Source organism: Mesorhizobium sp. M1E.F.Ca.ET.041.01.1.1 (assembly GCF_003997355.1).
In the GTDB taxonomy this organism is placed as follows: domain Bacteria; phylum Pseudomonadota; class Alphaproteobacteria; order Rhizobiales; family Rhizobiaceae; genus Mesorhizobium.
This window is the reverse complement of sequence record NZ_RZSL01000006.1, coordinates 1-13,480: the sequence shown is the minus strand read 5'-3', so window position 1 is coordinate 13,480 and position 13,480 is coordinate 1. Positions and strand designations below refer to the sequence as shown.

Annotated in this window: 11 protein-coding genes and 1 pseudogene; 11 read left to right on the top strand and 1 reads right to left on the bottom strand. The window is 56.4% G+C overall.

Translation table 11 applies throughout. The features are described 5' to 3' along the window. The first annotated feature begins 124 nt into the window (after positions 1 to 124). The 11 genes from EOA38_RS01595 (at position 125) to EOA38_RS01550 (ending at position 13,173) form a co-directional block, all read left to right on the top strand. Complete coding sequence (locus tag EOA38_RS01595) at positions 125 to 1,036, top strand: CoA ester lyase (RefSeq protein WP_126080669.1); 912 nt, start codon at positions 125 to 127, stop codon at positions 1,034 to 1,036. Positions 1,037 to 1,169: 133 nt separating this feature from the next. Then, positions 1,170 to 2,096 carry a LysR family transcriptional regulator gene (locus tag EOA38_RS01590; RefSeq protein WP_126080670.1) on the top strand — a complete coding sequence of 309 codons (927 nt, stop codon included), beginning with the start codon at positions 1,170 to 1,172 and terminating at the stop codon, positions 2,094 to 2,096. A 195-nt stretch (positions 2,097 to 2,291) separates the two neighbouring features. Continuing rightward, positions 2,292 to 3,725 (top strand): NAD-dependent succinate-semialdehyde dehydrogenase, encoded by a 1,434-nt coding sequence (locus tag EOA38_RS01585; protein WP_126087044.1) that lies wholly within the window; start codon positions 2,292 to 2,294, stop codon positions 3,723 to 3,725. Between the two features lie 6 nt (positions 3,726 to 3,731). Then, positions 3,732 to 5,276, top strand: a complete 1,545-nt coding sequence (locus tag EOA38_RS01580; RefSeq protein ID WP_126080671.1) for a fumarate hydratase — start codon at positions 3,732 to 3,734, stop codon at positions 5,274 to 5,276. 502 nt (positions 5,277 to 5,778) lie between these two features. After that, complete coding sequence (locus EOA38_RS01575; RefSeq protein WP_126080672.1) at positions 5,779 to 6,276, top strand: Lrp/AsnC family transcriptional regulator; 498 nt, start codon at positions 5,779 to 5,781, stop codon at positions 6,274 to 6,276. An 808-nt stretch (positions 6,277 to 7,084) separates the two neighbouring features. After that, positions 7,085 to 7,672 carry a toll-Interleukin receptor gene (locus EOA38_RS01570; protein WP_167508689.1) on the top strand — a complete coding sequence of 196 codons (588 nt, stop codon included), beginning with the start codon at positions 7,085 to 7,087 and terminating at the stop codon, positions 7,670 to 7,672. A 17-nt stretch (positions 7,673 to 7,689) separates the two neighbouring features. Continuing rightward, positions 7,690 to 8,550 (top strand): DUF4231 domain-containing protein, encoded by an 861-nt coding sequence (locus EOA38_RS01565; protein WP_126087045.1) that lies wholly within the window; start codon positions 7,690 to 7,692, stop codon positions 8,548 to 8,550. 9 nt (positions 8,551 to 8,559) lie between these two features. After that, positions 8,560 to 9,066, top strand: coding sequence for a TIR domain-containing protein (locus EOA38_RS01560; RefSeq protein WP_126080675.1), 507 nt, complete (start codon positions 8,560 to 8,562; stop codon positions 9,064 to 9,066). Between the two features lie 676 nt (positions 9,067 to 9,742). Further along, positions 9,743 to 9,919, top strand: coding sequence for a hypothetical protein (locus EOA38_RS38915; protein ID WP_164781893.1), 177 nt, complete (start codon positions 9,743 to 9,745; stop codon positions 9,917 to 9,919). A gap of 239 nt (positions 9,920 to 10,158) precedes the next feature. Then, positions 10,159 to 11,565, top strand: coding sequence for an aminotransferase (locus EOA38_RS01555; protein ID WP_063169303.1), 1,407 nt, complete (start codon positions 10,159 to 10,161; stop codon positions 11,563 to 11,565). Positions 11,566 to 12,435: 870 nt separating this feature from the next. Next, positions 12,436 to 13,173 (top strand): LuxR family transcriptional regulator, encoded by a 738-nt coding sequence (locus EOA38_RS01550; protein WP_082826574.1) that lies wholly within the window; start codon positions 12,436 to 12,438, stop codon positions 13,171 to 13,173. A gap of 175 nt (positions 13,174 to 13,348) precedes the next feature. Here the strand turns inward: EOA38_RS01550 and EOA38_RS01545 are convergent. After that, a pseudogene (locus tag EOA38_RS01545) lies at positions 13,349 to 13,480 on the bottom strand (IS481 family transposase); the annotation flags it as partial.

Below are 13,480 nucleotides of genomic sequence, written 5' to 3'. Positions count from 1 at the left end.
TCGGGAAGGAAGCGCGATCGCGATTCACAGAGTGCATGCCTAGTCCTGGCCCCTCTGGGTGCCACGGCCGCCCAGCAAACTCACTGACAGCGCCCACGCTAGAATCGACCGCAGAGGCGACTTCATGAATGACGCCGTTCAGGCCGTTGAAAGCCCGATGTCTGTTCCCCGCTGGAGATCTCTGCTCTTTGTTCCCGCTCATGTTCCGCGCTTTGTGGAGGCGGCTCATGAGCGCGGGGCAGATGGCGTCATACTCGACCTTGAGGACTCCGTTCCCCAGGATCAAAAAGGTGAGTCACGGCGCCAGCTTTCTGCATCCGTGGCAAAGGTGGGCCGCAGGGGCGCTTATGTTTTAGTTCGCGTGAATCGCGGTTTGCGTGCCTTGGCGGCCGATCTCGATGCAGCCGTAGTAGCGGGTGTTGATGCACTTGTCCTTCCGAAGACGGATTCGGCAGCGTGGGTAATAGAGATCGCAAATGCGGTATCGGAACTTGAACGAGAAAGAAATCTTGCGGTGGGTCGAATCCGGTTCCTTGCCTTGATCGAGACCCCGGCAGCATTACAAAGTCTCTCAGCCATTGCGTCGGCCCATCCCAGGATGGTTGCAATGGCGCTGGGTCCTGAAGACTTCAGTGCCTCCGTTGGCGGTGCCCCGGAACTCGACCTTCTTTTGACACCGAACCTTTCTGTTCTGTTTGCCGCTCGCGCCGCTGGCTTGCTACCGCTTGGTTTCATAGGAAGTATCAGCGAGTTCTCAGACAATGATAGACTTCGTGAGGCCGCGGCCCATGCGCGGCGGCTTGGCTTTACCGGGGCTTTGGCGATCCATCCAAATCAGGTTGCCATATTCAATGAGGCTTTCTCACCAAGCCCACAGGAACTCGAGTGGGCCCGTCGTGTCCTCGCGGCGGAAAAAGATGCGACGGCGCAAGGCAGAGGCGCGTTCGCATTGGACGGAAAGATGGTCGATCCACCGGTTATTCGAAGGGCCCGAGAAATCATCGCGACGGATCCGGGCGCCGAGTTGGCCGTTTGAGTCCTCAGCGGGTTGATCAACAAGACTGGGACGACGACAGCAAGCGTCAGCAGCTCGGCACAATTATTGCTGTCGTGCCATCACATTTTAAGATAGATTGCGTCAATTGCAGTCCGCCCTCGGAAGAGTACCCGTGGAAATCAGGCAGTTAAGATACTTCGTCGGCGTGGTCGAAGCAGGCAGTTTCACGAAGGCCGCTGGCTTTCTGAATGTCGCCCAGAGTGCGCTGAGTCTGCATGTACGCCAATTGGAGGAAGGCTTCGGCACTCAGCTGCTGATACGCGACAGAACCGGCGTGAGCGTGACGGCGTCAGGAGCCAAACTGCTCGAGCGGGCGCGGGCAATTCTCAAAGAAATTCGACTTACCGAGGTGGAATTGACCAACACAGCCGCTTCCCCTGCCGGGGAGGTGACTATTGGGATTCCGTCTGGAGCTGCTCGCGTCCTGAGCGGTCCGCTGCTTGAGGCGGTGAGACACGAACTGCCCAAGGTGTCCCTCAAGATGGTCGAGGGTATGACGGGACCGCTAGAGGAATGGATGGCGGCTGGACGCTTCAATCTGGCGGTTCTGTACCGCACAGCAGACAGTGTGGGGCGAATGACGGTGCTAGCGCGCGAAGACCTTTGTCTGGTGGTTCCGTCCGGCGAGCCACCGTTTGAAGATGCGATATCGCTGGTCGACCTGCATGAATTCCCCCTGGCGGTTCCCATGCGCAACAACAATGTCAGGCGTTCGGTGGCTGATGTCGTCGCACAACACGGTTGCGCGCTGGACGTCAGGTTTGAAGTGGACTCCCTCTCAACGATCATCAACATGGTCGTAGAGGGAAAAGCGCATTCTATTCTCGCCCCGTCTGCGGTTCAGAAAGAAGCCTCCCAAGGGCTGGTCCGGACTGTCAAGATCGTCGATCCGGTGATTACTCGGTCCGTGGTGCTCGCTGTAAATCCCAAAGATGAGCGTTCTGCGGCCGTTTCTGCGGTCTGCAAGCTCATTCCGAAGGTCGCCAGAAAATTGATTGAAATCCGGGACTGGGCGGCGGTGGCGCCTGAGGCGACCTGACAAACTAACCTGTAAAGCTGGGCATGATCTTTTGCGGCCATAAGGACCAGCCCGATCTGGATTCCAGATGGATTTCGGCAATATTCGATATTTGACCCGCCGCGACCATCGCGATGAAACTGGCTCAAGCGAGTTCAGCAGTTTCGATATCGAAACTGCGCTCGTATGCAAGAATTCAGTCAAGTGGAGCCCGTGATGTCCGACGCCAAGAGCTACGAGCTCTTCATTAATGGCAAATGGCGAGCCGGTGGTAGCCGAGCCACTTTGCCGGTGATCAACCCGGCGACGGAGAAGGTATTTGCCTCAGTGGCCTCGGCTACGGTTTCAGACTTGGATGAAGCTCTTGCCTCGGCAGAACGCAGCCGCAAGGCGTGGTCCTCACGACCCGCCAAAGAGCGTGGCGAGATCCTCGTCTCTGCCGCCAGCATTCTGGCAGAGAAAGCTGGCGCCGCAGCCAGGGACCTGTCGTCCGAACAGGGAAAGACGATTGCCGAAGCGACAGGAGAATACGCGCGCGCAGTCGAAACGCTGGAATGGAATGGCCGGCATGCCGATGAGTTGTCGGCCCCGATTCCGTTGGGCTCGAACAGGATGATAGCCCCCGAGCCGCTCGGTGTCGTCGCTGCATTTACGCCATGGAACTATCCGGCCGTTCTTATCGCCCGCAAGCTCGCCCCCGCGCTGGCGGCAGGCTGCCCGGTGATCCTCAAAGGGGCCGAGGAGACGCCAAGTGTGGCTGTCCATATCGTGGAATCTTTGCGTCAAGCAGGGATACCAGAAGGCGTGGTCAACCTGGTGTTCGGTGTTCCTGTGCATATATCGCGGCATCTGCTCAGTTCGCCAATTGTGAAAGTCTTGACGTTCACGGGGTCGACGGCTGTTGGAAAACAGCTAGCCACGCTGGCCGCGAATAATCTGCAGCGTTGCATCCTTGAGCTCGGTGGACATTCCCCGGTTATTGTGTGCGAAGATGCGGATCTGGCAAGGGCGATACCGGCTATTTCGGAATACAAATTCGAGTGCGCGGGCCAGAGCTGTAATGCGCCCAGCAGGATTCTTGTCGCCCGGTCCCGCTATGAGGAACTCCTGTTCCGGATGACGGAGGCGGTCCGAAGAATCAGGATCGGACCACCGGATGACCCTGCAACGCAAATGGGGCCAATGGCAAACGCGCGGCGAATAGAGGCCATGCAGCGCCTGACCAAGGATGCGGTAGAAGGCGGCGCCCGCATCGAGACCGGTGGCATCCCCCTTGACCGACCGGGGTTTTACTGGCCGCCAACCATCCTGACGGGCGTACCGAAGCAAGCGAGAGTGCTTCATGAAGAGCCGTTCGGACCGATTCTCACCGTGGCGCCTTTCGATACGATCGAAGAGGCGATCGAGGAAGCCAACGCCACCGAGTACGGTCTGGCCGCCTACTTGTTTACTGGCGCGGCCGATACGCAACAGAAGCTTATCAATGGTCTCTCTGCGGGCGCAGTTAGTGTGAATTACCTGAAAGGGGTTTCCGCGGATGCGCCTTATGGGGGCGTCAAGCAAAGCGGCTATGGATATGAAGGCGGCGAGCAGGGGGTGCGAAGCTTCCAGATTTTGAAAATGGTCAATGGCCTCGGTTCGTTTGGATAAAATCCGGTGGGAAACAGAACACGGACCATCGCAGGTCGCGACATCACAAGGAGCGTCGCCGACGCCCTTCAGTACATCTCGTACTATCATCCTCCAGATTATATCCGGTCTCTTTCTCACGCATACACGCGAGAACAGAGCCCGTCGGCGAAGAATGCCATAGGTCAGATTCTGCTGAACTCCCGCATGGCGGCCTTTGGGCGGCGCCCGATCTGTCAGGACACCGGACTTGTGGTTGTCTTCGCAAAGGTCGGCATGGATGCCCGCATTAAGTCAACAGCCAGTTTCGCTGATCTTGTGAATGAGGGCGTACGTCAAGCCTATCTCGATCCGGACAATCCCCTTCGGGCATCGATCGTTGCGGATCCCCTCGCTAGACGGGTCAACACCCGCGACAACACGCCGGCAGTTGTCCATGTCAACTTGGTGCAAGGTGACCAGATTGAGATCACTATCGCCGCAAAAGGCGGCGGGTCCGAGAACAAGGCACGTTTTACCACCCTTAATCCCAGCGCCTCCGTTTCCGACTGGGTGGTCAATACCGTTTCGACCCTGGGCAGCGGATGGTGTCCGCCTGGGCTGATCTCTGTTGGTATCGGTGGTAGCGCTGAAAAGGCGATGCTGCTGGCCAAGGAAGCCATGAACGAGCCCATCGATATGGCGGAACTAATCGCAAGGGGGGCGTCAAGCCCGGAAGAGGGACTGCGGATTGAGCTTTATGAGCGGATCAACGCGCTTGGCATCGGCGCCCAAGGGCTTGGTGGTCTGACGACAGTCGTTGACGTCAAGGTTGCGACCTATCCTACTCATGCGGCGTCCAAGCCTGTGGCGCTCATCCCGCAATGCGCCGCCAACCGGCACCTGAAGTTTACTTTGGACGGCTCTGGACCCATCAGGCTCCAGCCGCCCGATTTGCGCGAATGGCCCGACATCGGAGCCGACGAATTGAACCCAGCCGGCGTCCGGCGGGTCAATTTAGATACGCTGACGAAGGAAGAGACGGCATCGTGGCGCTGCGGTGAAACGCTCCTGCTGTCTGGAAAGATGCTGACGGGCCGTGACGCTGCCCACAAACGAATGGTCGAGCTGATCGATGCCGGCAAGCCGCTTCCGGTCGATCTGACGGGACGCGTGATCTACTATGTCGGTCCCGTCCGGGCAGTGAGGAATGAGGTCGTTGGACCCGCCGGTCCAACAACCTCCAGCCGCTTGGACGATTTTACGGACAAGGTGCTCGCCGAAACCGGCCTTTTTGCGATGATCGGCAAAGCGGAAAGGGGACCGGCGGCCATCGAGTCGATTATAAGACACAAAACGCCCTATCTTGCTGCAGTGGGTGGCGCTGCGTACCTGATTTCAAAATCGATTAAGAAGGCGCGGATCGTTGCCTTTGAAGACCTGGGCATGGAAGCCATCTATGAATTCGATGTGCAGGACATGCCTGTTATCATGGCCGTCGATGTTGAGGGAAACTCCATTCACAATTCCGGGCCTCTCGAGTGGCGTAGGCGTATGGCGGCCGACAGCATCGCACGCAACATCGGCGTTTGAATCTTCCCAGTTAGGCGATTTCGGCCAGACACCAGCGTCAAATTGTTGGGCACGCCGTACGACGAGCGGCATTTGCGGTGCCTTGCGCCTCGGCGAGCCGGACGAGCAAGGCCTTCAATTCACCCCAATAGCTGAATGTGCCACTGAATACTGCATTGAGTATGCCGTCCACGCGATCGAGGCTCGAATGCAGTCGCGCGTCTATCAAGTACGGTAGCGGGGATTCAAGAAAATGGGTTATCTATTTTATTTATCAGAAGGTCTCTGCCGCCGCCGACTTCCTCTCCAGCTGCACCATTGCCCGTTAGGCGCTGGGGCGATAGCCAAATTACTTCTGCAGCTTTTCTCAGCGGATCGCTCTCCTTAGCTGATTTTCATACCCATTCTAGCACATCTCGGGCCTGGAACGGATGCCTTCCACTGCTACATTCGGTCGTTTCAATGATAATAGAATTGATCGGCACACGGCGCGCTGTCGATCGCTGCTTGAGAGCAACAGGTTATGAAGTCGAAACCCGATCCCGTGCAACTCGACAGTTGGGACGTCCGGATTCTCTCCGAGATTCAGGCAGACGGTCGGATTTCAAAAAGTGAGCTTGCAAAACGAGTTCATCTTTCGGCGTCGGCCTGTTCGGAGCGGCTCCGAGCACTCAAGGCCGCAGGAATTATTGAGGGATTTTATGCGCGACTGAGTCCTGCACTCGTCGGCGGCATGATCTTTGTGATGGTAGAAGTCGTGCTGGATCGCCATCGTCTTGAGGACCAACGAGTCTTCGAAACTGCAATCCAAGAGATTCCGGAAATCCTGGACTGCTGGGCAATTGGGGGGCGCGTGGATTATTTGATGCGGGTCGCATCTCGTTCTATGGCCGCCTATCAGGATTTCATGGAGGGACTGCTGCAGGCAGGCTTGGGGATTGATCAATACTATAGCCTTGTCGTCACGAAACCAGTGAAGTCCAATTCACCGATACCTTTGTCCGCCCTGAGGCAACGGTGAAAGCGAAAGTTTAAGTTTCAACGGCGTTTGGCACGGATCCCGTAGATTCGTCGGCAAAAGGCGCCCATTCCGACGAAACTCAAGGGACATTTGCGGTATACTAATTGCTGGAAAAAGGTGGCCGAGCGCTATCCGCCAGTTGATGGCGAGGAAGGACGATGCGCTTGAGCAATCTGGAACCGATCATTCCAGGAGACGGATCGAAGCAGCCATCGGACGCACTTGGCCAGCACGGTTACGGCGAGAAGCCAAACCGGATCGTGCCTGGTTGAGGAGGCGTCCATATCTAAGATGCGAAGTGCCGAAAAAATGCCTCTACCGCTACTTCAAGGGGGGAACTTTCGCCCTGGATTGGCGATCAGTGGCGATTGAGCTTAGTCGCGGTCAGCGCATCCGTGTGGGGGGGGCGAAATCTACAGCGAGGGTTTGGCAAGCCGACGGGTAGCGGGAGTGCAAGCTGGCCCGCTCGGCCCTGGCGACCAACCCGGCCCTCGACGCCTGCGGACATTCGGAGATCGCTCCATCGCGTTTTTACGTCGTAAGTTCGTTGCTGATCGAGATTAGGAGATCGTCTGTCCTGTTTGACATCGCTGGTCTCGCAGCCTTCTAAGCGAGGAGCATGGCTGTGCCGGGGTCGCGTAGGTGGGTGACAAGGCCGGTCACTCCTGCCAGCCGACGTGGTCTTTGAGAAGGTGGAGGTTGCGCTACCGGCTGGAGAGCATGGTGCCAGTTTTCACAAGACAAGGGTCGCTTAATCGAATGGGCGTCAAGTTCATAGATTGCGAACAGATCATGGGGGATTTGAATAGTGCTACTGACCGAGGCAGAGCTGAAAAGAGTTGCGAATGCCAGTCGAGGACATAGAGCCGCATCGATCGTTCTAAAGGAAGAGACGGCCGCAGCTACAGCCAGATCTTCATTCGACGTTTTTCTGTCACATTCTTTCAAGGACGCAGAGATCATTCTCGGTGTGAAGCGAATTTTCGAGGAGCTTGGGTTCACTGCTTACGTAGATTGGGTCGAAGATTCACAACTGGACCGCACAAAGGTCTCCTCGGCCACCGCCGAGTTGCTGCGGACCCGTATGAGGCAGTCAAAGACGCTAATCTATGTGCATTCAAACAATTCTCCAGAATCCAGATGGATGCCTTGGGAGCTTGGCTTTTTCGATGGGTTTCGGACCGCGGTAGCGGTTCTGCCCGTGGCAAAAAATTCTTCGGAAACATTCTCCGGGCAAGAATTTTTGGGCCTATACCCTTACATTGATGGGACAGGACCTGCATTCCTGTTTATGAACAGAGGGACCGCGCCTCGCTCAAGAATAGGCTCTGTAAGCTCGACTGCTAACCTCACGTTTGCCAAATCCTGGCTTAAAGAATTTACCGCCACAAAATAGACTGGTGTGCTTCAAAAATGAAATATCCTGGACTCTATAATAGCGCCGACGTGGCATCCAACGAGCAGCAGGCGACGTTTCTCCGCCTGATCCGGGCAGAGTACGTTCTTCTTTTTTTAGCGTCGGTGCTCTCTTTGGACTTGTCGCCATCAAAAGCCTATTTCGGTGTCTATGCTGCGGTATTTCTTTGCTCAATGGGAGTCCTCATTTTCCGGTCGGTCACAAAGCCCGAGCAGGTCTGGTATCAGGCTCGAGCTCTTGCAGAGTCGGTGAAGACATTGACTTGGCGCTTCGCGATGCGAGCACAGCCGTTCGATGACGCGCGCGCCGCTGACGCCAGAGCTGATTTTCGAAAGCTCATGGAAGGTATCCTTGATAGCAATCGTCACCTTGGTAGCGCGTTGAGCGGCACCGATTCAGCATCCCCCCAAACAACCGACCAGATGATGTCGATAAGGGACTCCCCGCTAAAAGAAAGAAAAGACATATATCTGCAGAGACGAATCTGCGACCAGCGGAAGTGGTACGAGAAGAAGGCGCGCTCGAACAAGAGGTCCGCGAAAGTCTGGATGGGCCTTGGTATTTTTGCATACGCTCTGGGATTCTCGTTCATCGTAGTACGCATCGCTGACCCCGCGATGCCTGGCTGGCCGACCGAGCCGCTAATTGTCATCGCCGCCTCGCTTATCGGGTGGACCCAGATCAAGAAATTTAACGAATTGGCATCGGCTTACACGTTGACAGCTCACGAGATCGGCTTGACTGCCGACCTTATTACGGACGCCAACTCGGATGAGGCATTCTCCGCCGCGGTGAACGAAGCCGAACTGGCTTTCTCACGGGAGCACACCCAGTGGGTTGCTCGTCAAAACAACTAAGAGACAACAATGGCATACAGCGATCCGACCTATGTAATATTTGACGGCGATGAAGACGCTTGGGCATACCGCTTTATGAAAGGGTGGAATGCCAGCGAGAATGTGAGTTTTGAATTCGCGAACGCTCACGATCTGGACAATATGACGAGCCGAGCACAGGACGAAGATTATGTTAAACGCAATCTTCGCAACAGAATGAATGGATCGAGCCAGGTACTTGTCCTGATCGGTGAGAAAACGAAAAACCTTTTTCGCTTCGTGCGCTGGGAAATGGAATTGGCCCTTGATCTAGGTCTGCCGATAATCGCAGCAAACCTTAACGGCTCGCGGCAACAAGATGCGAGCTGTCCGCCTATCATCAGGGACAAATGTGTTGTGCACGTGCCGTTCAAGATGAAGGCCATCAAGCACGCGCTAGCCAATTGGCCCAGCGAATTTCATCGGCTTTCAAACGCTCAGCGTGGCGATGGCGCCAGGAGCTATGGCGAAAGCACCTATCGCGATCTCGGCTTATAATCGCCCACCTAAAAGCACTTAGCCGCCAAAACATCCTCGCCATCCGCTGGCGGCGACTAGCCTTAGCAACGTCCCCCAGCGTGTTCCGAGCTTGCCGAGCGATGATAAGAAGAGACGTCCGATTTGCTGAGTTTGGCTGAAAGCTGCAGGTCATGTGCAACCTATTAGAGGAGCCCCGCTCGAAGCGTCGGATCGTCAGACAAGATCATGTCGCGCGAGGGCGCTGGTTTCGCGAGGAAAAGGAGCGGCTGTTCGATGTTTGAGGCTTGATCCAGCGTTTCGAGACTGCACGAGCGGCCAGCATTGATGGAGGCAGCTTTTCAGGCCGCGCAATTCTGTCGGCTCGCCCCCTCCTGCGAGCCGCAGCTCGGCTCGCCCTGCGCAGCAACCACGAATTTGCGATCGCAAGAAAGGCAACACGCTCACGATAGAACTTGGCGGCGCTGGTCGGCTGCGAATCAAGATGTCAATGGCAAGGAGCTCTCGCCGCGCGTCTTTGCCGGGCCGAACCTTCTGGCTATGCTCCTTCGAGAAGTCTGCCGAGCACCAGCCGCCGCACCGCCAAAGCGATCAATATGCGCGAGGGCACGACCTCAGCCTCTCAGCGCTGGCCAACCAGGTTGGAGCCTGTGCCGCGGCACGGAACCCGCTGCCTGCTGATCGAGGCGAATGTGCTTTGCCCCTGATCACCTGCATTACCACCCTTGGGAACGGCAAGACCGATCCGGACCGTCAGAATGTAAGGGATGACCGGCAGTTCGGCGGAACATGGCCGCCGGCGCTCTATCGTGCCTCGCGCGGCCGGCGGGAACAGCGTCCCGAGCGCTATTCATCCGTCAATATCGCCCGCTAATCGGGCACTATGCTGGGCGCATGCGCGTCGTAAGCTGTTCGTGTTTGCATGACGCGCCCCCGACCCTCGGCTAAGGCGAACGTGACGCCTTAGTTTTCACGGCAATTCGGGCCGATCCCGCGAATTTCACGGCGAATAACCTGCATTCCCGAGAAACTCAAGGGACGTTTCCGGTATGCTATTTGCTAAACAGGTGGCTGGCCGAGTGCCCTCCGCCAATTTATCGCGAGGAGAGGGACATGCGCTTGAGCAATCTGGGAACCGAGCAACTCCGGGAGAAGGATAGAAGCTTCGTCTTCCATCCTTCTACGCATTTGGCCAAGCACAGCCGAGGCGAAACGCCAAATAGGATTATGGCCGGTGCGGAAGGCGTCTATATCTGGGACACCGAAGGCCGAAGGAGCCTCGACGGTTTCGGAGGACTCTACTGCGTCAACATGGGATATGGATGCACGGAGATCGCCGAGGCCATTGCCAGGCAAGCACACGAATTGCCGTTCGCACACGTCTATGCCAGCCAAGGTACGGAGCCGGTCGCCCTGTTGGCAGAGGCCGTGGTCGAGTATTTCGGTCAGAACATGCGAAGGGTCTATTTCGGCCTCTCCGGTTCCGATGCCAACGAAACCAACATCAAGCTGGTCTGGTACTATAATAACATTCTTGGCCGGCCCGAAAAGAAAAAGATCATCTCGCGAAATCGCGGCTATCACGGGTCTGGATTGGTCACGGGTAGCCTAACTGGCCTTCCCTTCTTTCACAATTTCTTCGACCTGCCTCTGGATTTGGTGCGCCATACAACCACGCCGCACTATTACCGCCAGGCGCGTGTCGAGGAGAGCGAGGAAGCGTTCTCCCGGCGCTGTGCCGATGAGCTTGAAGCCTTGATCCTGGCCGAAGGACCGGAAACGGTTGCAGCTTTTATCGGAGAGCCGGTACTTGGGACAGGAGGTATTGTGCCGCCCCCCAAAGGGTACTGGACGTCCATTCAAGCGGTGCTCGACAAATACGATATCCTTCTAATCGCGGATGAAGTGGTCTGTGGCTTCGCGCGAACCGGCGAGAAGTTCGGTTCCCACCTGTATAACATGCGTCCGGATTTCGTGACCATCGCAAAGGGTTTGAGTTCCGCCTACCTCCCCATCTCCGGGTCAATCATTGGCGACCGTGTCTGGTCGGTTTTGGAACAAGGAACTGAGAAGCACGGCGCACTCGGCCACGGCTGGACATATTCGGGGCACACGCTTTGTGCCGCAGCCGCGCTCGCCAATATTCGACTGCTTAAAGAAAAAAATATTCTGGAGCATGTCCGCGATGTTGGACCGTATTGGCAAGACCGGATGAAGGCCGAGCTGGCGGGACATCCCATCGTTGGTGAAGTTCGCGGAGTGGGTATCCTGTCGGCCGTGGAGATGATGCGGGACCCAAAACAAAGGATACCATTCGAACCCGACCTTCAGGTCGGGGTGCGCACTGCAGCTGCTCTGTTTGAGAATGGCGTCATCGGACGGGCCATGCCGCATGGCGACATCCTCGGTTATGCCCCCCCCCTGATCATTACCCGAAAAGAGATCGACATCATTGTCGACGCGACGGTAAAGTCGGTCGATACCACCTATCGCGCGCTGAAGGCCGAGGGTGCCGTATGATTTTGCGATCGCGAAGGAGCGAGTCCGGAGGCAGGCATGTCCCTGCGCGCTACTGCGCCGAGCAGACCCAAAACTGTTGAATTCCAGATATCTGATCTTGAGCATGCTCCGGGCTATTTCAGTCACGATTTGTAACCGAATCAGTTCTGCCGCCGCTGTCCTGTTGCCCAACGACCAGGACCTCTGTGCGGCGCGCCCTGCGGGTGTACCTCCCCGCCGGCAGGGCGCCCTTTTTGACCCACGTAATCAGTATCATTATGGCCCGTGCGGGATCGAGGGTCTGGTAAAGGTCATCTGCACGTTCCGATGCAGATTGAGCTTAGACGTGCCCTTTACATCATTGCAGCGGGCCATAATCATTGCGGTGAATTTTATCACGTCAGGTATATAGAAGGACGATACTCACACGCCACCCCGTTCACAAGGAAAGGCATTTTAATATTGTTGAGACGATTTGCCTATCAAAGAAAAGAAAGCATCGCAACACTTCTTTGCGGATCACGGCGCCCCGGGTGGGGGATGAGCGGCTATCCGAATTGTTATGCTAATGCCGACCCAAATTCCTGCAAAAGCTGGGGTCAATGATGGCTTTTGGTCAGCGCAGGATGATTTCTCCTGATTTGGTCGGTGCAGGGGCGGTCATGATTTAATGCATGGAGATTCTCTGATTGAGCTGTTGAGATCATGAGGCGTCTGCCAGACGCCCATCGGGTGAGCCCAGCATGATTGGGATGACCGACGAAGATCGAAAGTGTGGCAGCATTCTGGAGCCCGGTCAGCCCAGCGACGCCCGCGAATTCAATCACGTTTGTCGGGACATACACGACGCAGCCGGAAGGCGTGCAGAAAGAGGAAGAATCGAGCGCGACGATGACGAGGCACATGCCACTTGTTTTCGAGACATTCCTTGAAAGACTGTCACAGAGTATCGATGAGGCAGATTTCCGGGATGCCATGGCTGAGGCGGCCGGACGACTTGACCTAATCTTCTTTGCCTACCTCTCCTTGCCAGCACGGCCTTCCGGCAAACCGAGGTTAATTTCAAACTATCCACCCCGCTGGACCAGACAGTATCTGGAAAATCAGTATGAGAAACTCGATCCTGTGGTCTTGCGTGCTCGAAATGGCGGCTGCCCGTTTCACTGGGGATCGAATTTGGGAGGCGATAAAATGTCGCCGGCTCAACAGCAGCTATTCGATGAGGCGGCTCAATTCAGCATCTGCTGCGGTTTGACGATCCCAATTGTCGATCTCCGCGGCCGCATCGCTGCGGTTACTTTTGCCGCCGATGAGCCTCGTCCAGTATTTCTTCGGGTCGCTGAGCGGTACGAACAAGCTCTTCAACTGATGGCGGCCTGCTTTCATCGTTGCGTTCGCCGCAAATTGCCGAGCGATCGAACAGTGGATGGGGTTTCGCTGACATCCCGCGAATATGAGTGCCTGAGGTGGGCAGCGCGGGGTAATTCAGCCTGGGTGACCGGCCGCATCTTGGGTATCAAGCCACGCACGATCGCTTTTCATTTGGACAATGCCAAGAAGAAGCTAGGCGTGCGAACCCAAAATCAGGCTATAGCCCTTTTGGGGTCCGAAGGGTCCTCAATTGTCTGAGAAGCTTTTTGATCCCCTTGTGCTCGGGCCATTCGATCGCGCGCTTTGTATCGAGCGTTGACTGGATGCCGAGATCTTCTGTTCCGCCGGCTCGGGCGATGCAGCCGTATTCTTCCAGTCCGCGCCGGTGATCATAGTCTATGGGTGCTCGAGCGGGTGTGTCGTCGCTGACGAGCTAGTTGTGGAGCCTCAACAGGTTGTCCTCGGTTAGAGCGAGGCGACTGATAGGTGTTTTGGACTTTAGGCTCCCGTGGGGACGGTGCCAATTGTATCTGTGCAGCCAGACCGGCAACTCTGCGGCGCGGTG

Coding starts and splice junctions, on each gene's coding strand:
- EOA38_RS01595 (WP_126080669.1), top strand. CDS start 125: ATGAATGACGCCGTTCAGGCCGTTGAAAGCCCGATGTCTGTTCCCCGC.
- EOA38_RS01585 (WP_126087044.1), top strand. CDS start 2,292: ATGTCCGACGCCAAGAGCTACGAGCTCTTCATTAATGGCAAATGGCGA.
- EOA38_RS01575 (WP_126080672.1), top strand. CDS start 5,779: ATGAAGTCGAAACCCGATCCCGTGCAACTCGACAGTTGGGACGTCCGG.
- EOA38_RS01565 (WP_126087045.1), top strand. CDS start 7,690: ATGAAATATCCTGGACTCTATAATAGCGCCGACGTGGCATCCAACGAG.
- EOA38_RS01560 (WP_126080675.1), top strand. CDS start 8,560: ATGGCATACAGCGATCCGACCTATGTAATATTTGACGGCGATGAAGAC.
- EOA38_RS01555 (WP_063169303.1), top strand. CDS start 10,159: ATGCGCTTGAGCAATCTGGGAACCGAGCAACTCCGGGAGAAGGATAGA.
- EOA38_RS01550 (WP_082826574.1), top strand. CDS start 12,436: ATGACGAGGCACATGCCACTTGTTTTCGAGACATTCCTTGAAAGACTG.